We start from the raw sequence: 21,894 nt of genomic DNA on the forward strand, positions 1-21,894 counted from the left end.
ATCTGCTATGCCCGGCTACCACAACACCGCAACCGAGACAATGGGCAGGGCGGACCTGGACGCCCTGATCGATGAGCGGATACGGTATACGGTGCAGTATGCAAACGAGCATTCGCCGTTTTACCGGCACTGGTTCCGGGAAAACGGCATTGATCCCGCCGGGATCCGGGTCCACGAGGACCTCCTCACCCTGCCGGTTATCACGGGAAAGACCATCCGCGAGCACCAGCCGCCGGCAACACCGGACTTCTCGTTTCTCTCCTCAGGCTGGGGCGACATATTCACCATCCAGGAGACGAGCGGGACAAGCGGAACCCCCAAGAGTTTCTTTTTGGCCTGGGATGACTGGAGGCGGTATGCGGAAAAATATTCCCGGAGTTTTGTCTCGCAGGGGCTCGGGGCCGGGGACCGGGTAGTTGTCTGTGCATCGTACGGGATGAACGTGGGCGCAAACACCATGACCCTTGCGGCCCGGCGGATCGGCATGACCATCATCCCGTTTGGGAAATGCAGTTTTTCATCCCGGGTGATCACCGCGTACCGCCCCACCGCGATTGTGGGCAGCGTATTCAAGCTCCTCCGGCTGGCCCGGAGACTTGAGGCCGAGGGGCTTGACCCAAAGGAAACTTCGCTCACCCGGCTGATTGTCGGGGGAGAGAGTTTTGCAGATGAGTCCCGGGAATACCTGGCCGGTGTGTGGGACTGCCCGGTGTACAACACGTACGGCAGCACCGAGGGGACCATGTGCGGGGAGTGCACGGCAGTCTCGGGGCTCCACGTGCCCGAGGACCTTGTCCACCTTGATATGTACGATCCGCAGATGCAGGACTTTGTTTCCGATGGCAGTCCCGGGCGTGCGGTTCTTACCACCCTCCTGCCCAAGGGGGCAAAGGCCGGGATGCTCCTTCTCAATTACGATACGGAAGACACCACAACGATCCTCTCCCGCACCACGTGCGCCTGCGGCCGGACGCATATGCGGATTACCCCCCCGCAGCGGGAGGCCGAGATCGTCCGGATCTTTGGCACCCCGGTGAACCGGGTGGACATCGAGGCCTCTGTCTTCCAGCACGGGAACATGGAGGCACTCACCGGGGAGTACGAAGCATTTGTGTACGGGGGAAGTGCCCCGGGAAAGGTCATCATCAAAACGGCTATGGAATGCCCGGACCCGGAAAAGATCGATCAGCGGCAGGTAGCCGAGACCTTTACCGCCTGCCTTACACGGCGGCGGCGCACGCTCGCACCGTTCCTTGCCGACCAGTCCCTTGTTCTCGAATTCTCGTTTGTCCGGCCCGGGGGCCTTGAGCTGCAGGTAGCAAAGGGGCGGCCCCGGCGGCTGACCGATCGCCGTACGGCATGATCTATCCGGTGAGCCGGTGTGCCTCTGCAACTGCCGCGGCTGCATCTTTTGCGTACCCGTCGGCCCCGATCTGGTGCCACAGTGGCGGGTCTGTGGCAAACGGGCGGCCGCCCACAAGGATCTTTGCATGTGCCGTTGCCGGATCGGCCCGGAGCGAGCGGATCAGGTAACTGAGTGCCGAAAGGTACGCGGGCATTGAACAGGAGAGCGCAATTACATCCGCTTTCCGGTCACGGGCCGCATGGATCAGGCTCTGTGCCGGGGTATTTGGCCCGATGTAATACGTATCCCAGCCATCCCGTTCAAAAAACCCGGCAACCATCTGCATCCCGATTGCGTGGAGATCCTGCTCTGCTGCGGCAACGATAACGGATTTTCCCCGGGGAACCGTGGGGTGTTCTGCACGGGCGCGTTCGTTGAGCCGGAAGAGATCGGCGGCAGCGGCAGCCGAGATATAATGTTCCTCTGCTACGCTTGTCTCCTGCACCAGCCAGCGCCGCCCGGTCTCTTCTAAGACCGGGACAAGAACGCGGAGGGAGAGATCATCCGCCGAAACCCCGGAAGCTGCCGCATCGGCAAGGATCGTTGTGGCCGGTGCCCGGTCCGCTTTTACCAGCGCATCGAGATACTCCCGGGCGGTTCCTGACAGGGGATCGCGGTCATCAAAACAGTCAGGAGGTACGATCGGTGTTTCCCGTGCAGCTGCGATTCCTTTTTTCAGGAATGCATCAGCATTGACCCGGAGATCCCCGGTCAGGTGCTCATCAATTACTTCCCGCAGTGCGAGGAGGCTGTCCGGGAGATAGTGCGGCGAGAGGTGCCGGATAGAAAAAAAGATGCAGGCCCGCCGTACGTAATCCAGGAAAAGGGCCGGCCTGCCGGTGGACAGGGAATCCTGCAGCGCACCAAGGTGATCTGCGAGGTCTTCCTCTGCCCGGGCCAGCTGGTACGCGCTTGACTCCTTAAACAGCGCCGGGGAATCTTTCCGGAGCCGGTCAAAGGCCTCTTTTGAAAGCCCGGCCCGGTCCAGTTTAACCGGGTGGTATACCGCAAGAGGTCGCGCCTGTGACAATCGTGCCCGCTCCTGATCAAGAATCCTTACGGGATCGATATTATCTTTGCCGTTCCCGGAAGCGATCCCGCAAAATAGCCCCCCGCGCGTTTGGCATAGGGCAGGGAGGAAAAAATAGCAGGTCCGGTTATTCCCGCTCCAGGGCCGCCTTTGCTTTTTCGAGCTGCCGGATTTTTTCATCGGGAAAGACCGGGTAGCAAAGGTGGAGCCCCTCAATCGCCGAGGCGATCACTTCGGCAACCACGGTCCGGGCCACCCACTTGTGGTCCGCAGGAACGATAAACCACGGGGCATATTCGGTTGAGGTTGCCGAGAGCATCTCTTCGTACGCCACCTGGTACTGGTCCCAGTACTGCCGTTCTGCAATATCGGTAAAGGAGAACTTCCAGAATTTTTCCTGGTGGCTGAGCCGGTCCAGCAGCCGGCGCTTCTGTTCGTCTCTGGAGATGTGAAGGAAGAATTTCAAAACAACCGTGCCGTTACGGACCAGGTGCTTCTCAAAGGCATTGATGTCCTTGTATCTCCCCTCCCAGAACCCGGCATTTTCCGGCCCGATTGCCGCGGGGAGCGATTCCATCCGGTCGGGATGCACATGGACAACGAGCACGTCCTCGTAGTACGAGCGGTTGAAGATGCCGATCATCCCGCGTTCGGGCAGCACTTTCTCGTACCGCCAGAGAAAATCGTGTGCGTGCTCTTCAGCACCGGGCACCTTGAACGAGTGGACTGCACAGCCCTGGGGATTGATCCCTGACATCACGTGCCGGATCGTACCGTCTTTTCCCGAGGTGTCCATTCCCTGGAGCACGATCAGGATGCTGTACTGGGCGGATGCGGCCAGGAGATCCTGCGCCCGTGCCAGTTCCTGGCGGTTTTTGTCCAGAAGGTCCTTGAGCAGCGCCTTTGCCTCATCATCGCTTTCTGCGCTGAGTTCCTTTCTTGGCACCCTTGCAGTATCGTACTTCTTAAGCCGGATCTTTTTTGTGGGATCTGCAACAAACTGCCTGAGATATTTCCTGACCCTCGGTCCGCTGACGTCCATGACTGCCTCCCTTTGTCGCTGTACCTCTGATCAGCCCGGAAGAACCGGTCAGAACCAGAAGTTCCTCACAAAGACCTTTGATTTTTCAGCCCGGGGTGTGTACCGGCTGAGCACCAGCGGGGCAATGATGATGGTAAAGATCGCATTTCCTGCAAACCACGGTACGAACGCGGCCATAATACCGTTCCAGCCAATTACGCCGCCCACCGCAAGCGAGATCGAACCCCATGCGGCCGCGATGATGTTGTTGAGGATTGCCCCAAAGAGGACAAGGTGGAAGAGATCGCGCCGGGATTCAATGGCCGCGTTTGCCTCAAAGATGCGGAATGCGGCAAGCGGAACCAGCACCATCCAGAGATTTGCAAGCGAGAGGTAGAGCGCAACCGAACCGGACATTCCGCCGAAGATACTGGCGCCAAACAGGCCCCCCACGTATGCGGCTATTGCACCGTACATGCCAAACCAGAGCGTGAAGATCACCATGAACGCGGCGGCAAGCGCGATCACGGCAACGCCGGCGGGAAGGGTGGGGCTGATGAGATGCGATATCCCGGCAGAGACCCATGCCAGCAGCGTGTCGATGACAATGAGCCCGATCACAAGGATGAGGTACGAGTACGTCGGACGACTGACATTCTTCATGGATAACCACTACACCCTTATTATCATCCCGCCTACATAGAACTTATCCCCCGCGTCCCGTGGATTATTTTAAAAAACAGAGGATTTTATGGGCAGGTATCGTAACAGTAGATAGGATCCGGGGACTTTTTCGGGCATGATGGTCATTGGCATTGATCCGGGGCTTGCGCGGCTCGGCTACGGGGTGATCCGGGCGGAGCGGGGCACTGCCGTCCCCCTCTGCTACGGCTGCCTGGAGACCCGGGCCGGGGCCCGGCCGGGCGAACGCCTGCTGGAGATTTCCCGCGGCCTTGCCTCCCTGTTCGAACGCTATCCTCCTGATGCCCTTGCAGTGGAGAAACTCTTTTTTTCAAAGAACGTCACCTCCGCAATGGGGGTAAGCGAGGTCCGGGGGATTGTCCTCCTCGCCGCTGAGGAACGGGGGATCCCGGTCACCGAATATACGCCAAACCAGGTCAAGCAGGCAGTGACCGGATCGGGCCGGGCGGACAAGGCGCAGGTGCAGCAGATGATCACCCGCCTCCTCCGCCTCCACGAGGTACCGCAGCCGGACGATGCGGCGGACGCCCTTTCGATTGCCTTATGTCATATCCACGTCATGAGATAGTACAATGATCGCGTACCTGGAGGGGACACCGGCCGCGACCGGCGACCGGTGGGTCGTGCTGGATGTCAATGGTATCGGGTACCGGGTCCATGTGCCGGAACCTGAGGTCCGTGAGATCGCGGGTGCGGGCACAAAGGTAAAACTCCACACATACATGGCAGTGCGCGAGGACGCGATTACTCTCTACGGGTTCCTGCACGAGAGCGAACTCGAACTCTTTACGGTCATTATCGGCGTCTCGGGGATCGGCCCGCAGATCGCGCTCAACATCCTTTCCCAGATCTCCCTTGAGGATTTCGTGCTTGCCATTCTTTCTGGCGATGAGAAGAGCCTTACCCGAATCTCCGGCATCGGGCCGAAAGGTGCAAAGCGGCTGATCCTCGAACTCCGGGACAAGATGAAGAAGGTGCAGGACGCAATGACCCATACACCCGCCGGCCGCCAGGATGCAACCCTTCGCGATGCGGCAAGTGCTCTTGTCTCACTCGGGTTTGCCGAAGCGGCCTCGTACGATGCGGTTGCCTCTGCCGCACGGGGACTGGCTGCGCCCACGGTCCAGGAGATCGTAAAGGCCGCGCTCCGGCTCCTCAAGGAGGGAGAGCACCGGTGAGCGAACGGGTCATCTCCCCGGAGCCGGTCCCGGATGATGCCGACGAGATCACGCTCCGCCCCTCCACGCTCGAGGCTTTTGTCGGGCAGGAGCCGGCAAAGAATGCGCTCCGGATCGCGATCGCGGCGGCCCGGAAGCGTGGCGAACCCATTGATCATATCCTCTTTGCCGGTCCGCCGGGACTCGGGAAGACCACGCTCGCCCATATCATAGCACGGGAAATGGGGGCAGCGATCCGGACCACGACCGGCCCGGTGCTCGAAAAAACCGGTGACATGGCTGCCATTGCTACCGCGCTCCAGAACGGCGACGTGCTCTTTATCGACGAGATCCACCGGATGAACCCGGTGGTCGAAGAGATCCTGTACCCGGCCATGGAGGATTTCTTTATCGATGTGATGATCGGCGAGGGGCCCAGTGCCCGCTCGATCAAGCTTACCCTTGAACGTTTCACGCTGATCGGGGCCACAACCCGGCAGGGCCTTCTCTCCTCACCGTTCCGGGACCGGTTCGGGCTGTTAATACGCTTAAACCTGTATTCCCCGGAGGACCTGGAGAAGATCGTAACGCGGAGTGCAGAGATCCTCCGGATCCCGATCACCCCGAAGGGAGCAGCGGTGATCGCGTCCCGGAGCCGGGGCACTCCACGGATCGCAAACCGCCTTCTCCGCCGGGTCCGGGACTATGCCGTGGTGGAAGGGGACGGGACGATCACCGCGGAGATTGCAGGGGCCGGCCTTGCCCTGCTCCAGATCGACGAGCTGGGCCTTGACGATATAGACCGGCGCATCCTCTCGGTGATTGCCGGGGATTTTGGCGGCGGGCCGGTGGGCGCAAAGACGATCGCGATCTCGGTGGGTGAAGAGGTCCGGACCATCGAGGAGGTGTACGAACCCTACCTCATCCAGATAGGGTTTGTGAAGCGCACCCCGCAGGGCCGCGAGACAACACCGGCGGCCCTTGCACACCTCAAACTGAATCACTCGCAGAAGACCCTTTTTTAAAAAAAACCTATGGCTTTTTTTTTAAATTACGGGCTTCCATGCCCGCGAAAATGGCGGGTATCAGGCCGGGGACGCCCTTTTTGCGGCCCGCCGGGAATGGATATACCACATCACGATCCTCATCAGGAGCGGGAAGATCAGGTACATGTACATGGAAGAGATCGGTCCGTTTGCAAGGACAACGGCCATACCGACCAGGGCGGCAACAATGATCGGGACCCGGTCCATGACCGCATCCAGGATCCGGTCGGGATGGATAGGTCCGGTGAGAAGGGCCGGCTGCCGGATGATATACTGCCAGTGGATAAGGAAAAGGGTGCTGAGTATCAGCATGTTTGCATGGAAGATGAGGGGCGCGATTGGGACATGCGGATAATCCCCGGAAAGGTTGGTGGAGAACGGCACCAGTACCACGAAGATCAGGATCAGGATATTGAGCCAGAGCACGATCTTGTCAACCGACCGGAGAAAATGGAAGTGTTCGTGGTGGACGATCCAGAGGCTGGCGAGGATAAAAAAGGCGATCAGGAAGCTGAGGAACTGCGGGAACATGGAGGCCACGTACGCGGGCAGTTCGGTTGCAGCCTCGGCCTTGGGGATGGTGGGAACGCTTAAGCCAACCACAAGCAGGGTCATGGCAAAGGCAAAAACCCCGTCCACCAGTGCCTCGAGCCGGTTCTTCGAGATGAGGGTATCGCTCAGGATCTCTTCTGATTCCATGTGATTCCTTCCACTCCGGAATGGATCTTTTCTTTTTTTAGGTATTTCCCTTTGTTCCCCGGTTTCCGGTCCTCTCTTGCTGCCGGGGCGCGCTGCTCCTGCCAAGCACCTCGTCATCCGCCGGCTATTTTCAGCGAAAAGATGCAGAGAACGACCCGGTCTCTGTTGTCCGGGTTCCCGATGTGCCGGGCTGCCCCGGGGTATCTTAAAAAAAAAGTTATGGATTATTTCGTTTCTTGATCATTTCCAGCGCTTCGAACGCCTCGCGCCGGACAGAGACATTCTCATCGGAGAGCAGGCCGTTTAAGTGGTCTGCGGCCTTGGCATCGCCGATCTCTCCGAGGAGGAGGGCCGCACGTTTGCGCACATCGCTCTGGTCGTCCTTGAGAACCATAATGAGCGGTGTGGTTGCCGGCTGGCCAAGCATCCAGAGCGCTTCCATTGCACCCGTGCGCATCCGCACATCCCCTTCCCGGAAGACCTGCATGAGCGGGGCGATCGCAGGCACGCCAAGCGCAGCAAGCGCCCTGACAACCTCGATTCTTACCTGGCGTTCGGGATCGGAGAGTTTCTCGATGAGTGCGGGGATGGCCGTGGTGTTCCCGATCTGGCCAAGGATACCTGCTGCCTCCTTGCGGATCCCCGCATTCTGGCTGGCCAGTGCGGCTATCAGCGGCTCGACCGCGGATTCTCCGATGGTGGTAAGTGCCAGGGCTGCACGGCGGGACACATCCTCGTTCTTGTCCACCAGCGCCTGGATCAGGGGCTCGATCGATACCTGGCCAAGCGAGCAGAGCGTTGCCATTGCAGCCATCCGCACATGCTCAAGCGGGTCGTTCAAGGCCTCGATCAGGGGGGTGACGGCACGCGGATCCCCGATCCTCCCCAGGGCCACTGCGGCTTCATGCCGGACCCACGGGTCAGCATCCCTGAGGGTCTCAACGATGTTGGGCACCGCACGGGTTTCTCCCATGACCCCGAGGGCCTGGACCGCCCCGCGCCGGATGAACGGGTGGTTATGCTTAAGAGCCTGGATAAGAGGAGTGACCGCCGGTTCTCCGATCAGCTGGAGTGCCCGGATCGTTTCCTGCCGGACATCGTCGCCCGGCTCGGCAAGCGCCCCGATCAGAGGCACGACAGCGGGTGCCCCGATCTTGCCCAGGGTATCCGCAGAACCCCGCCGGATGATCCAGAACTCGTCCTTAAGCCCGCCAATGAGCGGTTCGATGAACGGTTCCCCGAGATCGCCAACGGAGCGCACTGCATTCCAGCGGGTGTCCAGATCGCCACTGGTCAGTGCCCTGAGGAAGTTTTCATAGCGCTCCTTCTGGGCACGCAGCCGGGCCTCCTCTTCCTCACGGTTCCCGGATTTAAAGATGTTGAGTATTTTTTTAATGATCGCCATGGATCTTCTGCCTCGGGTTCAGTGTTTGTATAAAATCCCTCAAATAGGTATCGGATGTCCATGGAATGTCTTAAAAAGCCAGCCAAATGGAAAAATCCCCTCCTTCTCTGACTGCTTCAAAAATGTGGGAGACCCGGATAAAACGGTGCTAATTGTTCAGCTGGATATTTGTTGACGCTGATGCAGTGTGCTGCAGATCGCTTACGGTCATTGTATACGTGCCGGCCGGGCGGGAGATATCAAACGTGTAACTGTAGGAATACGTATTGTCCGGGTTCAGGGTCAGGGTTGCCAGCTGTATGCCGCTTGCCAGCTGTCCCGGGCCGTATAACGTCAGGGTTATCCCGCTTGATCCTGTAGTACACAGGCCCGTAAGTGTCACGGTCCCACCGGGGCTTGTTGTGATGGGGGTCGCAATGACACTGACACTGCCTCCCCCGACAACAGAGAACGGTGCGGTAGCCGAAACGGTCTTATTCTTGTCCAGGGCAACGAGGGTGTACGAGCCGGATATTATCCTGTATCCCGGGTTCCATGTGTAATTCCAGGTATTAACCACACTGACAGGAACCTGCGCAAGTAGTACTCCGTTGGTATATGCGCCCGGGCCGGAGAGATAAAGAAGAACGGTATCGCTCCCTGTGCAGGTACCGGTGAATGCCTGGGCAGTGCCAATGGTCATTGTTTTTTGTCCTGCCTGGATCGTTAAAGTTGGCTGGATCCCGCTTGTGGAACCCTGGGAAACTGATCCTCCTGTCACAGCCGATGTCGGCTGGACCGTCTGTGATGCGAGCAGAGTAAGGGCTGCATAATAGTTCGATGTGCCTGAAGCGACCGTAATATTGGTGATATAACTCTGGTAGCCGGCGTCGCGGAACTCAAGTATATGGGATCCCGTGGCAACCCCGGTGAGGGTGCTGGGCGTTGTACCCTGGTACTGGTTATCAAGGTAGATCTGTGCTCCCGCAGGAGAGCTCGAAAACTGCAGAGTACCTTTTTCCTGGGCAGGGGCCGGGATCGAGGTGCATCCTGCAATAAGAATACAGGCAATCAGGGCCAAAACGATGAGAAGCCGCTTCATTTCTTCTCCTTTACACTGGAGAGGTTATCATGATGATCGATTAAAATACTTATGTAAACGGACCCGGGCTGGATGACAAAGAGGTATACTAAAAAAGAGAGCGGATTTACAGAAATTACGCTTTTGCCCTCTTTGCAAGGGCAAGGATCTGCTCTGCGAGCCCGATACTTTTCTCTTCCCCGGTCATCAGCGTATCCAGCCGGATCGCCTCTCGCATCTCCACCGGGTCGCGGATGTCGTGGATAAAAAGATCGACGAGATCCTTGTAACATGCTGCGGTGCCTGCCGAGGTCGGTTCAAAACCCGATGCCTGCATCAGGGCCGCAGCCGGGCCGCTGACCGGGACATTCCCGATAAACGGGCTCACGGCGATGACGTACTTGTCCTCCATGGCCTCCCGGATCCCTTTGCATTCGAGGATGGGGGTGATGCTCGTGATGGGGTTGGAGGGACCGATAACCACCACATCGCTTGCTTCGACTGCCTGGATCACCTCTTCGGAGCTCTCTGGGGGGACTTTTGAGCAGCGCACCACATCCTCGATCCGGATCTGGCCCCGGGACCGGATCCAGTACTCCTGGTAATGGATAAGACCAAGCTCGGTCTTTACCCGGGTAGTCACTTCGGTATCCGACATGGGGAGTACGTTCTCCCGGACACCGAACCGCTCGCAGAGGGTCCGGGTGGCATTCGTGAGCCGCATTCCCTCACGGAGCATGTTCCCGCGTGCAATATGCACCGCCCGGTCCCTGTCGCCAATTGCGATGTACTCCCCCAGGCCCAGGTGCAGGATCTCCTCGTGGGTGACAAAAGTGTCGTTTCTGATCCCCCACCAGGTATCGGTATTGAGAACCCCGGCAAACAGGTACATGACCGTGTCGACATCGGGGGATATGTGGTTGCCGGAGATCCAGATGTCCTCTGCGGTATTGACCACGACCGAGATCTCGTGCCGGTCCGTCACTTTCTGCATCCCGCGGAGCAGCTTGGGGGTACCGGTGCCCCCGGAAAGGAACGTAATCATTACTAGAATACTTTTATGCGATGTATATGAAGATTCTTTAGAGTGAGTCCCAAGATCATCAAGGACCCGGTTCATGGCTATGTGGAGGTGGACGAGGATATCCTCCCTCTCCTCGACGCCCCCGGCATCCAGCGCCTGCGCTATATCCGGCAGCTCGGCTTTTCGTACCTTGTGTATCCCGGCGCCACCCACACGCGCTTTGAGCATTCGGTAGGCACCATGCACCTGGCCGGAATTGCCTGCCGGGAATTCGATCTTGCAGACGACGAGCGCCGGCTGGTGGTGGCCGCCGCCCTCCTCCATGATGTGGGACACGGCCCCTTCTCCCATGCAAGCGAACCTCTCATGGAAGCATGGCTCGGACGCACCCACGATGATATTGCCGGGATCGTGGAAGTGCAGTTCGGCTCGCTCCTTGAACCTCTCGGGATCAGCCCGGGCGAGATCGGAGATGTGGTCAGGGGCCGCCACCGGCTTTCGGGGATCATCCACGGGGATCTCGATGTAGACCGGATGGATTACCTGCTCCGCGATGCGTACTATACCGGTGCACCGTACGGCACGGTGGATGCCCACCGTCTCATTATGAACCTGCACCTGACACCTGACGGTGTCGTACTTGATGAAAATGGTATCAATGCCGCAGAATCCCTGCTCATTGCCCGGACCCTGATGCGCCCGACAGTATACTACCATCATGTCAGCCGTATCGGTGAATGCATGTTCCAGCTGGCCTTGCTCAGTCATATGGCGACCGATCCGGCCGGAGGCTTTGAACGTATCTGCGCCCTTGACGATGGGGAATGTATGCTTGACCTTCGGCGATCGCAAAGCACCCTTGCCCGGGAGATTGCCGGCAGGCTGTACGAACGACGGCTTTACAAACGGGCCGTGTATGCCGGGCAGGACCAGGTGAACGCGGCTGCATTCCAGACCGGCTGGACCCTGGATCGGGCCCGCGATGTGGCAAGGGAGATTGCCGAAACGGCCGGTTGCCGTGAAAACGATGTGCTGGTGGATATCCCGCCGCCTCCGGGGGAGATGACGCTTGAGGTACAGGTAAAGAACCGGGATACCACCACCGGGTTTGCAGAGTTCTCTCCCCGCCTGCAGATGCTCAATGAGACCCGGCGGGAGCAGTGGCGGCTGGGGGTGTATACCCTTCCGGAGCACCGGGCGGCAGTGGCCGATGCCGCCACAGAGATCCTGCATGTGAAAAAACCCACCCGTCAGGGTACCCTTTTCTGATTTCTCTGCACCAACTGCCCGGGCCGAAAAATGAATACTCTCAAATAGTCGTTTTTTCCAACACTATCGCAGATGAATCGTTACCTGATCCCCAGCATGATCCTTGTGATCTTTGCTCTCTTCTGTGCAGGGTGTACAGAAACCGGATCCCAGGGAACGGGGATAACTGCAACACCAACACCACTGCCTCTCACCACGGCGGTGCCGAGCGTTTCCCCGTCAGCCATTACGACCCTGCCGACGCTTTCGCTGGGTAATCAGTACCTGTCCCGCTCGTATGCATTCTCCGGTTTGAATAATACGTACTCCGAGCAGATCAGGATTGCCGATCCTTCGTGGGCGATCTCGTATAAGGTCACCGAACTCACCAACACTTCCCAGGACTGCCAGTTCGCGATCAAGGTAACCAACCTCGACAGCATGAACTCCCAGACCTACACCTGGACATATCTTAATGACTCATTCCAGCAATACCCCATGTATACGCCGGGACTCTACAAGTTTGCCCTGACCGGCTCCCTGGTCAAGGTAGACCTGACAGTGGCACAACGGCTTCCCTAGGGTGGACACGAACCATGGCAGATATCACAGGAGACACGCTGGTTATAACGGGCGGGTTTATTCTCGTAATTATTATCGTGGCGATTACCTTCCTGCGGCTCCGCACTGCGGAGCGGAGGATGCATGAGAGCAGCTACAAACTCAGGACCTATACCGACCTGCTCAATGCCGTGACCGACATCAACCTTGCCGGTAATGACAGCTACAAGCTGGATATCGCAAAACGGAACCTGGCGCTCACCCTCAACCGCCTCAACCTGATCGCAAGCTCGGGTGTCCTCAAAAGCGTGAGTGACCTGCTCGATTTCTTAAACGAACACAAGGAAAAAGACTTCGATACCCTCAGGCTCCACAATATCCTCAATACCCTCGTAATTGAGGCCCGCCGGGATCTCAACCCGTCCCATGCCCGCAATATCGAGGAATCCAAGGTAAGGTACCGGTTCTTTGGCCCGGTCCGGAAATAATACCTCTTTGCTGTTCTCTCTTTTTTGCGGACAAATTTTGCATAAACCCTTTTTACCTTGCGGCCCCGACATTGGTACCACAGGAGAGCGCGAGGGTTGGTATGAAAAAGGAATACGTGGTCGGTGTGACCGGCGCAAGCGGGATCTGCTATGCCCGGCGCCTGCTCGAAGTGCTGTGCCAAAACGCACAGGTGCACCTGATCATCTCTGATGTTGCCCGGGAGATCTCCCGCCATGAGAGAATAGACCTGACAGGGTTTGATGCGATCTATCACGATGCCGATGCCATCAGCGCCGATATTGCGAGCGGGTCCCACCCGCACAACGGGATGGTGATCATCCCCTGCAGCGCAAAGACGCTCTCGGCGATTGCCACCGGCTATGCGGATAACCTGATCACCCGGACTGCCGATGTCTGCCTCAAGGAGCGCCGGAAGTGCATCCTTGTCACCCGGGAGATGCCGCTCTCGCGGATCCATTTGCAGAATATGCTTACCGCCCATGATGCCGGCGCAACGATTATGCCGGCAAGCCCCGGGTTTTACCATCACCCGCAAAAGATCGACGATCTCGTGGACATGGTGGTGGCCCGGGTGCTCGATCACCTCGGGGTTGCCCATACGCTCTCGGAACGCTGGAGTGGTTACGATGCGTGAGTTTATCGAACGGATGCGTAGAAAAGGGCTTGTTATCGATATAACCGAGCCGTCTTCCCCCGATGATATGAAAGCGGCACAGCATGCGGCCGGGACGGATAAGCTGCTCTTTTTCCATAACGTGGGCGGGGCGCGGGCAGTGATGAATGTGACCGCGGACCGGCAGGCACTTGCGCTTGCCCTTGGCATGGACGAAAAGGAGATGGTAAAAAAGCTCGCGGATGCAGCGTTCGACGGGAAGATCGTCCATGACGGGAAACTGTCGATGAAAAAACCGGATCTTTCCCTCATCCCGGTCATGCACTTTTTCCCCAAAGACGCCGGCCGGTACTTTACCGCCGGCATTGTCTTCTCGAAATGGGATGGCGTAGAGAATGCGTCCATCCACCGTATGCTTGTGCTCGACGACACCAGAGTTGCTGCCCGGCTCGTGGAAGGCCGGCATACTCATGTAATGCACAAAAAGGCCCTTGCCTGCGGCGAGCGCCTGCCGATCGCGGTGGTGGTCGGGGTGCATCCGGCCGTGACGTTTGCCAGCTGTACCCGGGTCCCGGCCGGGAAGGAACTGGCGTATGCGGCAGAACTCATGGGCGGGACGATCCATGTAAAGGAATGCAGCAATGGCGTGCTCGTTCCTGCCGACGCGGAGATAGTACTCGAAGGGTTCATCGGTCCAGATGTCACCGATGAGGGCCCGTTTGTCGATATCACGGGCACCTACGACCCGGTCCGGCGCCAGCCGGTGATCGAGTTCACCGGGATGCATGTAAAACCGGACTTCATCTACCACAGCATCCTGCCCGGGGGCGACGAGCACAAGATCCTGATGGGATGCCCCTACGAGCCTAAGATCTACCGGGCCGTTGCCGGTGTAACCGAGGTCAGAAATGTCGTACTCACCAAGGGTGGCTGCGGGTACCTCCATGCAGTGATCCAGGTAAAAAAGAGCACGCAGGGCGATGGCAAGAACGCAATCATGGCAGCCTTTGCCGCCCATACTTCGCTCAAACACGTAGTCGTCGTGGATGAGGATATTGACCCGAGCGATCCGAGCGAGGTCGAGTACGCGATTGCAACTAGAGTGAGCGGCGACCGGGACGTGATGGTGGTCACGGGCGTCCGGGGGTCATCGCTCGATCCCTGCCAGAAAGAGGATGGCACCAACGTGAAGATCGGTGTAGACGCGACCATGGTGATGGGCCACGAAGACGAGTTCCGGCGTGCAACATGGTAGCCGGTATGCACCTTGACCAGGAGGACGAGCAGATCCTTGCCGGCGAGCAGGGGGAGACCCGGCAGAAAATGCTCGAGCTGCTTGTTGCACTCGGGAAGGTATTCGGGGCCGAACGGCTCGTCCCCATCAAAAGTGCACAGGTGAGCGGGGCATCTTACAAGACGATCGGGAAGTATGGCCTGGAATGGCTCTCAAGCCTTGATGCAAAGGCGGTAGTCCCGGCTGTACTCAACCCGATCGGAATGCCCCGGGGGCGGTGGGAAGAGATGGGGATCGACCCGGACTTTGCAGAAAAGCAGCAGGCTGTTGTCGCCGCGTACGAGCGCCTCGGTATCCGGCTTGACTGCACCTGTACTCCTTACTACCTGTACGAGACCCGGTACGGCGATCACCTGGCCTGGTCGGAGTCATCTGCTGTCAGCTATGCAAACTCTGTGCTCGGGGCCCGGACCAACCGGGAGGGAGGCCCGAGTGCCCTTGCTGCAGCGCTCGTGGGAAAGACTCCCTGCTATGGCCTGCATCTGGACAAAAACCGCGTGCCGCAGATGGTGATCGATGTCCATGCCGATACTGCCGGCTGGGGGATTGCCGAGTACGGCGCCCTCGGGTTTCATGCAGGTAAACTCGCGGGTAACCGGATCCCGTACTTCCGCGGGATCCGGCCTGAACCCGACCAGCTCAAGGCTATCGGTGCTGCAATGGCGGCAACCGGCGCCGTCGCGCTCTACCATGTTGAGGGAGTAACCCCCGAGGCGCAGAAGATCGGGTACGATCTTTCCGGTCTTGATACCGTTCCTGTTGAACAGGCCGAGATCGCCTCCGTGTTCTCGGAGATCCCGGTGGATGCGGTTGCAGTCGGCTGCCCCCACTGCTCCCCGGCGGAACTTGCCGAGATCGCCCGGCTTCTCACCGGCAAAGTGGTGACAAAACCCCTCTATGTCTTTGCGGCACAAGGTGTGATCGAGCAAAACGCGAGGGTGGTTGATTCGATCGAGAAGAGTGGGGCCCGGGTCTTTGCCGACACCTGCATGGTGGTCTCGCCGGCCATGGAACAGTACCGTTCGATCATGGTAAACTCCGGAAAAGCCCTTGCCTACGTGCCCAACATGTGCGGGGGGCAGGCCCGGATCGGGACGATTGCAGACTGTATCCGGGTTGCAACGGAATGGTGACCTCATACCCGATCGGGGATTCCTCTCGCCAGTCTTTAAGGTGAATATCCATGGATGGAGTGGTGACCCTTGGCCTGTTTGCGATCTTCTGCGCAGTGCTTATCCTCCCCTTCACGGTCAAAAAGATCGAGGAGAACCTTGAGATCTTCCTCTTCTGCTGCGGGGTTCTTGCGCTTACGCTCTCCGGTTTTGCCCTGCTCCCCGGGGAAGAGACCGGCTGGAGCCTCTCAATTGTCACCGAGGCCCTGACCAGTCCCCTGGATATCGCCTCGATAGGCGGGATCCCGATCGGGATTGTCCAGATCGTCCTTGTGGTCGGTCTTCTCATCTATTTTTTCCACCATCATGTGGAGCGGGGGATTAACAGGATGGTTGAATCCTTCTCCCTGAAGCTGATCGTGCCGCTGCTGATCATCATCCTTGGGCTGGTATCCAGTATCATTTCAGCCATCATTGCGGCAATTATCCTGGTCGAGATTGTCAATGCCCTTCCCCTGGTAAAAGAAGCCAGAATCGAGATCACGGTCATTGCCTGCTTTGCCATCGGAATCGGCGCCGGTCTCACTCCGCTTGGAGAGCCACTCACAACCATTGTCATTTCCAAGCTCTCCGGGGATCCTTATCACGCGGATTTCCTGTTCCTGGCAGACAAGCTGGCGATCTATATCGTCCCTGCGGTTATCTTTTTGGGGATTCTTGGGCTTCTTGCCCTCAAGAAACGGCAGACCGATGAGACAAACCTGAAATGCGTGGTTGAACGCGAAGAGATACGCAACGTTGTCATCCGTGCCGGCAAGGTCTATCTCTTTATCATGGCGCTGGTCTTCCTTGGAGACGGATTTAAGCCCCTGATCCTCAACTATGTGGTCCTCATTCCTTCCTGGGGGCTTTACTGGATCAACATGGTCTCTGCGGTGCTCGATAATGCAACGCTAGCGGCTGCCGAGATCAGCCCGGCGCTTTCGCTCTCCCAGATCACAAGCGCACTCCTCGCACTCCTCATCTCGGGCGGTATGCTGATCCCGGGAAACATCCCCAATATCATTGCTGCAGGAAAGACCGGGATCACAAGCCGGGAATGGGCGCGACGGGGGATCCCGCTTGGCCTTGGCCTTATGGCGGTGTTCTTCTGTATCCTCTTTGTCCCGGCGTTTGCCGGCCTTGCCTGACGGCCGGTCCCGGGCGTGAAGAGATCGAAGTCGCAACACAAATGAACTGCGGCATACAAATTCTTTTGATATACCGGTGATCCCATGACTCCTGATACACCTGCGGATGGCAGCGACAATATCGCCTTCCAGATTGGCCAGCTCGATGATCCTTCCATCGACAACCGCCACCATGCGATCCTTGTACTGGCAGAGGCCGGGGAGGCTGCCATAGGGCCCCTGATCCAATCCCTTGCCGACGCAGACAGCGACGATAGCCGCTGGTACCGGGCAGTCGCGCTTGCCCGGATCGGCGTGCCTGCGATCGCCCCGGTTATTGCAGCCATGAAGGGCAATACCGGTTTTGAGTTCCGGCGTTACGCTGCATCCGCGCTCGGCGAGCTCGGAGAACCGGCGGTGGAACCACTCATTGACGCCATGGGAAGCGATGATAAGGAACTGCGGGGTTTTCTCTCCAAGGCGCTGTGCCGGATCGGGAAGCCTGCGGTAGCCCCGCTCACGCGGCGCCTCTCGGATGCGGACGAGATCATACGCTCCTGCGCCACGCTCACTCTCTGGCAGATGGGCGAGACCGGCCTGCCTTCTGTAATTGATCAGATCCACAAGGAAAAACCGGACTGATCCCCCGGTTATCCCTCTCTTTTCCCGGCGGCCGGGTACCGGATCCTACAGTATAAATTCCCGGCCACCGGATTATACCACGATGCTGAAGATCTCCCCCGAGATGGAGCAGTACGGGAACGGCCTGATGGACGGCCTTAACCGTGCCATCGCACTTGCAAAAGAGGCGCGGGCGCGGGGCCTTGACCCAAGCATGGAGGTCGAGATCCCGATCGCAAGCGATCTTGCCGACAGGGTCGAAGTACTGGTCGGGATCAAGGGAGTGGCGGCCAGGATCCGGGAACTTGAGTCGCAGATGTCCCGTGAGGAGGCGGCACTCAAGATCGGCGATGACTTTGTCGCAAAAATGTTCGGGGAGAAGAACAATAACGAAATTCTTGACCATTCTATCCGCACCGCGATGGCTCTCCTCACCGAAGGCGTGGTCTCGGCGCCAACCGAAGGTATCGCAAAAGTAGGGCTTGGCAAGAACGACGATGGCAGCCAGTACCTGATGATCTATTATGCCGGCCCGATCCGGAGCGCCGGCGGGACGGCACAGGCGCTCTCGGTGCTTGTCGGGGACTATGTGCGGGCCAAACTGGGGATCGGGCGTTACCGCCCCCGCCCGGTCGAAGTCGAGCGGTACATCGAGGAGATCCGGCAGTACAACACCATCATGAGCCTCCAGTATCTCCCCAGCGAAGCGGAGATCCGGCTGATCGTGGAGAACTGCCCGGTCTGCATTGACGGCGAGGCAACGGAAAAAGAGGAGGTCTCGGGACACCGTAACCTCGAACGCGTGGAGACAAACGCGGTGCGGGGCGGCATGGCGCTTGTGCTTGCAGAAGGGATTGCGGGAAAAGCCCGCAAGCTCAAGAGCAAAGTCGAGAAGATGAACATGGCCGGCTGGGACTGGCTGGACAAGCTCATCGCCGGCGCGGGAAAACCGAGCGCCGATGATGAAAGCCATGCCCCCGGTGTCAAGCCGCTGGACAAGTACCTCCGGGATCTTATTGGCGGCCGCCCGGTATTTTCGTACCCGATGAGGAAAGGTGGCTTCCGGCTCCGGTACGGGCGTTCGCGGAACACCGGCTTTGCAACGGCGGGGTTTAACCCGGCAACGCTCCACATCCTCGGGGGATTTCTCGCGGTCGGCACCCAGATGAAACTGGAACGGCCGGGCAAGGCATGCGGGGTTGTCCCGGTCGACACCATCGAGGGTCCGACCGTGCGCCTTACCGGGGGCGAGGTCATCCGGGTGGATGACGAGAAGACCGCCCTTGCAGTTGCTTCAAAGGTAGAGCGGATTCTCGATGTCGGGGAGATCCTGATCGCGTACGGGGAATTTTTGGAGAACAACCACCCGCTTGTGCCCGCCGGTTACTGCGAGGAATGGTGGCTGCTCGAAGTGCCCCCGGGCACAAAGCCGCCGCAGGATGAATCCGAGGCACTTGTCCAGGCAAAGAAGGGGGCATACCTGTACCCGGCCTATACGTGGTTCTGGGATGACATCTCCGTTGACCAGATCCGGCTCCTTGCCGATGCGGTTTCCGGCACCGGTGCGATCGAAGAGGAAACACTCGTTTTTCCACTCGATTCCACGGCAAAAGAGGCGCTTGAGCTCCTGCTCATCCCCCATAAGGTAAACGGCGGAATGATCCGGATCAAAACATTCCGGGCATTTATCGCCGGCCTGGGCCTTGACGGGAATTTAAAGAAATGCGAAACGTGGAAGACGGCACCGGCCGATGCCCAGCCTCTTGCTCTTGTCATGCACCTGAGCGGTCTCTTGCTCCGCTCCCGCTCGGGGCTCCGGATCGGGGGAAGGATGGGCAGGCCCGGCAAGTCCAAGCCGCGCAAGATGAGCCCGCCGCCTCACGGGCTCTTCCCGCTCGGGGAGTCCGGGGGTGCCCGGCGGTCGTTCCAGGAAGCGTCGATCCATACCGAGGAGTCGGATGCTCATGCCACGGAGATCGATTTCGAGAAAGAAGGGGGCATCATCGAGATCGAAGTGGGGCGCCGGCGCTGCCCCGGATGCGGTGAGATTACGTACCTGAACCGGTGCCAGAAGTGCGGGACGCACACCACGCCGATCAATACCTGCCCCAAATGCGGCCACGAGGTGCCCGGGGAGCGCTGCCCCAACTGCGATGTCCCGGCCACCTGCAGCCAGCGGATCACCTTAAACGTGAAAGCGGAGTATGCGCAGGCCATGGAGCGCCTCGGGATCAAAAAAGAGAGCATCGCGCTTGTCAAGGGAGTCAAAGGCGTTATCTCTCGGGAGAAGACGGTCGAGGCCATGGAGAAAGGCATTCTCCGCGCCCAGCAGGACATCTACGTCTTCAAGGATGGCACAACGCGCTTTGACATGATCGACCTCCCGCTCACCCACATCCGGCCGGACGAGGTCCGGGTCCCGGTTGAAAAGATGCGTGAGCTCGGGTATGTCCAAGACATCAACGGCTACGATCTCCAGAACGGGAAGCAGGTGATCGAGCTGCACGCGCAGGATATCCTCCTCTCCGATTCGTGCGCCGACTACATGATCAAGGTCACGCAGTTCATCGATGACGAACTCACCCGGCTCTATGGTCTCCCGACCTTTTATAATGTAAAAACCCGGGATGATCTGGTCGGCCACCTGGTGATCGGCCTTGCCCCCCATACGAGCGCCGGGGTGCTTGCCCGAATCGTTGGTTTTACCCGGGCAAATGTCGGGTACGCCCACCCGTTTTTCCATGCGGCCAAGCGCCGGAACTGCTTCTACGGCGAGACAAAGATCGAAATTTTCGATGGGAGATCGTGGGCAACCTTCCCTATCCGGAAATTTGTGATGGAGAACTTCGATGTCAGCCGGCCCGGCCTTGACCGGCTGGGCACGTACTACTCCGATCCGGTGCGCCCGTACTACACGCGGACCGTGGACACAAATGGCGGCATGCATCTGCGCCGGATTACCTCGGTTTCCATCCACCGTTCGCCGGCGAGCATGATCCGGTTTGTCACGGCCCGGAACCGCGAACTGACGGTCACCCCGGATCACGCGATGGTGGTCTGGGATACCGGGTACCTGCGGAAGATAAAAGCGCTGGAGATCAAGGCAGGCGATGCGGTGCCCATTCTTGAAGGCGGGGTGGTAATTGCGGACCGGATCGTTACGGCCGAGACGGTTGCCTCCCTTGAGGACCGGGTGTACTGCCTGACCGTGGCCGAGGACCATACACTTGTTGCAAACGGCGTCTTCACCGGCCAGTGCGATGGCGATGAGGACTGCATCATGCTCCTCATGGACGGCCTGTTAAATTTCTCCCGCTCGTTCCTGCCCCAGAACCGGGGCGGCACGATGGATGCGCCGCTTGTGCTCACGAGCCGTATCGACCCGGCGGAGATCGACAAGGAGTCCCTGAACGTGGACGTTGGGAAAAGTTACCCGAAGGAATTGTATGAGGCGGGCCTTGTGTATGCCAAAGCAAAAGATGTCGAGCCGCTCATTGACCGGGTGGAGCGGAGGCTTGGGACGCCGCGGCAGCTCGAAGGGTTCTTCTTCACCCACGATACCTCGGACATCTCGGCCGGGCCCCTGGAATCCACCTACACCCAGCTCAAGACCATGGCTGAGAAACTCGAGGCCGAGCTCGACCTTGCCGAAAAGATCCGAGCGGTGGATGCCGATGATGTGGCCGAGCGCGTACTTAACACGCATTTTATCCGCGACCTGATGGGCAACCTCTCCGCGTTCTCCAAGCAGAAGTTCCGGTGCACCAAGTGCAACACGAGCTACCGGCGGATGCCGCTTGCCGGCAAGTGCACGAAGTTTAAGGGCAAGGGGATCTGCAACGGCAACATTATCCCGACTGTGCACGAGGGATCGGTCAAGAAATACCTTGAAGTCTCCCGTGCAATGGTCAAAAAATACAAGGTGTCGGAATACTGCCGGCAGCGGGTCGAGGTGCTCGACCTTGCCATCGAGTCGACCTTTGGCGAGGAGAAACAGGAGCAGCTGGGCTTAGCGGATTTCATGTGATCCTGTTTTTTTGCAACCTGAGTATTCGTATAACCAATGACAAATCGAAAAACAGATTTGCAATTTGTCCACTAGTACGGATTTTCTGTGGATCTCCGGTCGCACGAATGCGCTTTTTCCAAGGATGTCTGATGCGGTACAGAAGTACTGGGGCATGTGTCGGGAGAGGGGGCCCTGCTCTGGCGTGAAG

General features: G+C 58.7%; 20 protein-coding genes. 13 read left to right on the forward strand and 7 right to left on the reverse strand.

Features of this window, described 5'->3' with window-relative positions:
* Positions 1-7: 7 nt before the first annotated feature.
* Positions 8-1,363: a coenzyme F390 synthetase gene (ftsA, locus tag MBOO_RS00550; protein WP_011991119.1), complete on the forward strand. Its 1,356-nt coding sequence runs from the start codon at positions 8-10 to the stop codon at positions 1,361-1,363.
* A gap of 1 nt (position 1,364) precedes the next feature.
* Here ftsA and MBOO_RS00555 read toward each other — a convergent pair whose 3' ends face one another.
* The 3 genes from MBOO_RS00555 to MBOO_RS00565 all read right to left on the reverse strand — a co-directional run bounded on the left by MBOO_RS00555 (position 1,365) and on the right by MBOO_RS00565 (position 4,119).
* Positions 1,365-2,435, reverse strand: coding sequence for a cobalamin B12-binding domain-containing protein (locus tag MBOO_RS00555; RefSeq protein ID WP_011991120.1), 1,071 nt, complete (start codon positions 2,433-2,435; stop codon positions 1,365-1,367).
* 127 nt (positions 2,436-2,562) lie between these two features.
* Positions 2,563-3,477: a polyphosphate kinase 2 family protein gene (locus MBOO_RS00560; RefSeq protein ID WP_011991121.1), complete on the reverse strand. Its 915-nt coding sequence runs from the start codon at positions 3,475-3,477 to the stop codon at positions 2,563-2,565.
* Between the two features lie 48 nt (positions 3,478-3,525).
* The gene (locus tag MBOO_RS00565; protein WP_011991122.1) at positions 3,526-4,119 is read right to left on the reverse strand and encodes a hypothetical protein; all 594 of its coding nucleotides are present in this window, start codon (positions 4,117-4,119) and stop codon (positions 3,526-3,528) included.
* 136 nt (positions 4,120-4,255) lie between these two features.
* Between MBOO_RS00565 and ruvC the strand changes: the two genes are divergently transcribed.
* The 3 genes from ruvC to ruvB are packed head-to-tail and all read left to right on the forward strand — an operon-like array spanning position 4,256 to position 6,340.
* Positions 4,256-4,726, forward strand: coding sequence for a crossover junction endodeoxyribonuclease RuvC (gene ruvC, locus MBOO_RS00570; RefSeq protein ID WP_011991123.1), 471 nt, complete (start codon positions 4,256-4,258; stop codon positions 4,724-4,726).
* A gap of 4 nt (positions 4,727-4,730) precedes the next feature.
* A complete protein-coding gene (gene ruvA, locus MBOO_RS00575) occupies positions 4,731-5,336 on the forward strand; it encodes a Holliday junction branch migration protein RuvA (protein WP_011991124.1) in 606 nt (201 codons plus the stop codon).
* On the forward strand, positions 5,333-6,340 hold the full coding sequence (gene ruvB, locus MBOO_RS00580; RefSeq protein WP_011991125.1) for a Holliday junction branch migration DNA helicase RuvB: 1,008 nt from the start codon (positions 5,333-5,335) through the stop codon (positions 6,338-6,340). Before ruvA ends, ruvB begins: the two co-directional genes overlap by 4 nt.
* A 60-nt stretch (positions 6,341-6,400) precedes the next feature.
* Here ruvB and MBOO_RS00585 read toward each other — a convergent pair whose 3' ends face one another.
* From MBOO_RS00585 to cofD, 4 genes are all read right to left on the reverse strand, one after another.
* A complete protein-coding gene (locus MBOO_RS00585; protein ID WP_011991126.1) occupies positions 6,401-7,060 on the reverse strand; it encodes a TMEM175 family protein in 660 nt (219 codons plus the stop codon).
* A gap of 217 nt (positions 7,061-7,277) precedes the next feature.
* Positions 7,278-8,465: a HEAT repeat domain-containing protein gene (locus tag MBOO_RS00590; RefSeq protein WP_011991127.1), complete on the reverse strand. Its 1,188-nt coding sequence runs from the start codon at positions 8,463-8,465 to the stop codon at positions 7,278-7,280.
* 148 nt (positions 8,466-8,613) lie between these two features.
* On the reverse strand, positions 8,614-9,546 hold the full coding sequence (locus MBOO_RS00595) for a PEGA domain-containing protein (protein WP_011991128.1): 933 nt from the start codon (positions 9,544-9,546) through the stop codon (positions 8,614-8,616).
* A gap of 115 nt (positions 9,547-9,661) precedes the next feature.
* Positions 9,662-10,570, reverse strand: a complete 909-nt coding sequence (gene cofD, locus MBOO_RS00600; RefSeq protein ID WP_011991129.1) for a 2-phospho-L-lactate transferase — start codon at positions 10,568-10,570, stop codon at positions 9,662-9,664.
* A gap of 42 nt (positions 10,571-10,612) precedes the next feature.
* Between cofD and MBOO_RS00605 the strand changes: the two genes are divergently transcribed.
* The 9 genes from MBOO_RS00605 (at position 10,613) to MBOO_RS00645 (ending at position 21,704) form a co-directional block, all read left to right on the forward strand.
* Positions 10,613-11,818: an HD domain-containing protein gene (locus MBOO_RS00605; protein WP_011991130.1), complete on the forward strand. Its 1,206-nt coding sequence runs from the start codon at positions 10,613-10,615 to the stop codon at positions 11,816-11,818.
* Between the two features lie 72 nt (positions 11,819-11,890).
* Positions 11,891-12,379 (forward strand): hypothetical protein, encoded by a 489-nt coding sequence (locus MBOO_RS00610; protein ID WP_011991131.1) that lies wholly within the window; start codon positions 11,891-11,893, stop codon positions 12,377-12,379.
* Positions 12,380-12,393: 14 nt separating this feature from the next.
* Positions 12,394-12,846 carry a hypothetical protein gene (locus tag MBOO_RS00615; protein WP_011991132.1) on the forward strand — a complete coding sequence of 151 codons (453 nt, stop codon included), beginning with the start codon at positions 12,394-12,396 and terminating at the stop codon, positions 12,844-12,846.
* Between the two features lie 101 nt (positions 12,847-12,947).
* Positions 12,948-13,502, forward strand: a complete 555-nt coding sequence (locus MBOO_RS00620) for a UbiX family flavin prenyltransferase (RefSeq protein WP_011991133.1) — start codon at positions 12,948-12,950, stop codon at positions 13,500-13,502.
* Positions 13,495-14,736: a UbiD family decarboxylase gene (locus tag MBOO_RS00625; protein ID WP_011991134.1), complete on the forward strand. Its 1,242-nt coding sequence runs from the start codon at positions 13,495-13,497 to the stop codon at positions 14,734-14,736. The genes MBOO_RS00620 and MBOO_RS00625 overlap by 8 nt, the downstream gene beginning before the upstream one ends.
* Positions 14,737-14,741: 5 nt before the next feature.
* A complete protein-coding gene (locus tag MBOO_RS00630; protein WP_048068503.1) occupies positions 14,742-15,908 on the forward strand; it encodes an aconitase X in 1,167 nt (388 codons plus the stop codon).
* 50 nt (positions 15,909-15,958) lie between these two features.
* On the forward strand, positions 15,959-17,077 hold the full coding sequence (locus MBOO_RS00635; protein ID WP_011991136.1) for a DUF1646 family protein: 1,119 nt from the start codon (positions 15,959-15,961) through the stop codon (positions 17,075-17,077).
* An 84-nt stretch (positions 17,078-17,161) separates the two neighbouring features.
* Positions 17,162-17,698, forward strand: coding sequence for a HEAT repeat domain-containing protein (locus MBOO_RS00640; RefSeq protein WP_011991137.1), 537 nt, complete (start codon positions 17,162-17,164; stop codon positions 17,696-17,698).
* Positions 17,699-17,780: 82 nt separating this feature from the next.
* Positions 17,781-21,704, forward strand: coding sequence for a DNA-directed DNA polymerase II large subunit (locus MBOO_RS00645; RefSeq protein ID WP_011991138.1), 3,924 nt, complete (start codon positions 17,781-17,783; stop codon positions 21,702-21,704).
* The last annotated feature ends 190 nt before the right edge of the window (positions 21,705-21,894 follow it).

The organism is Methanoregula boonei 6A8 (genome assembly GCF_000017625.1).
GTDB lineage: Archaea > Halobacteriota > Methanomicrobia > Methanomicrobiales > Methanospirillaceae > Methanoregula > Methanoregula boonei.

Bases quoted from the DNA above. Each gene is read 5' to 3' on its own strand.
- ftsA (WP_011991119.1), top strand. From the start codon at position 8: ATGCCCGGCTACCACAACACCGCAACCGAGACAATGGGCAGGGCGGAC.
- MBOO_RS00635 (WP_011991136.1), top strand. From the start codon at position 15,959: ATGGATGGAGTGGTGACCCTTGGCCTGTTTGCGATCTTCTGCGCAGTG.
- cofD (WP_011991129.1), bottom strand. From the start codon at position 10,570: ATGATTACGTTCCTTTCCGGGGGCACCGGTACCCCCAAGCTGCTCCGC.
- ruvA (WP_011991124.1), top strand. From the start codon at position 4,731: ATGATCGCGTACCTGGAGGGGACACCGGCCGCGACCGGCGACCGGTGG.
- MBOO_RS00560 (WP_011991121.1), bottom strand. From the start codon at position 3,477: ATGGACGTCAGCGGACCGAGGGTCAGGAAATATCTCAGGCAGTTTGTT.
- MBOO_RS00590 (WP_011991127.1), bottom strand. From the start codon at position 8,465: ATGGCGATCATTAAAAAAATACTCAACATCTTTAAATCCGGGAACCGT.
- MBOO_RS00565 (WP_011991122.1), bottom strand. From the start codon at position 4,119: ATGAAGAATGTCAGTCGTCCGACGTACTCGTACCTCATCCTTGTGATC.
- MBOO_RS00620 (WP_011991133.1), top strand. From the start codon at position 12,948: ATGAAAAAGGAATACGTGGTCGGTGTGACCGGCGCAAGCGGGATCTGC.
- ruvC (WP_011991123.1), top strand. From the start codon at position 4,256: ATGATGGTCATTGGCATTGATCCGGGGCTTGCGCGGCTCGGCTACGGG.
- MBOO_RS00615 (WP_011991132.1), top strand. From the start codon at position 12,394: ATGGCAGATATCACAGGAGACACGCTGGTTATAACGGGCGGGTTTATT.
- MBOO_RS00630 (WP_048068503.1), top strand. From the start codon at position 14,742: ATGCACCTTGACCAGGAGGACGAGCAGATCCTTGCCGGCGAGCAGGGG.
- MBOO_RS00585 (WP_011991126.1), bottom strand. From the start codon at position 7,060: ATGGAATCAGAAGAGATCCTGAGCGATACCCTCATCTCGAAGAACCGG.
- MBOO_RS00645 (WP_011991138.1), top strand. From the start codon at position 17,781: ATGCTGAAGATCTCCCCCGAGATGGAGCAGTACGGGAACGGCCTGATG.
- MBOO_RS00640 (WP_011991137.1), top strand. From the start codon at position 17,162: ATGACTCCTGATACACCTGCGGATGGCAGCGACAATATCGCCTTCCAG.
- MBOO_RS00610 (WP_011991131.1), top strand. From the start codon at position 11,891: ATGAATCGTTACCTGATCCCCAGCATGATCCTTGTGATCTTTGCTCTC.
- MBOO_RS00595 (WP_011991128.1), bottom strand. From the start codon at position 9,546: ATGAAGCGGCTTCTCATCGTTTTGGCCCTGATTGCCTGTATTCTTATT.
- MBOO_RS00625 (WP_011991134.1), top strand. From the start codon at position 13,495: ATGCGTGAGTTTATCGAACGGATGCGTAGAAAAGGGCTTGTTATCGAT.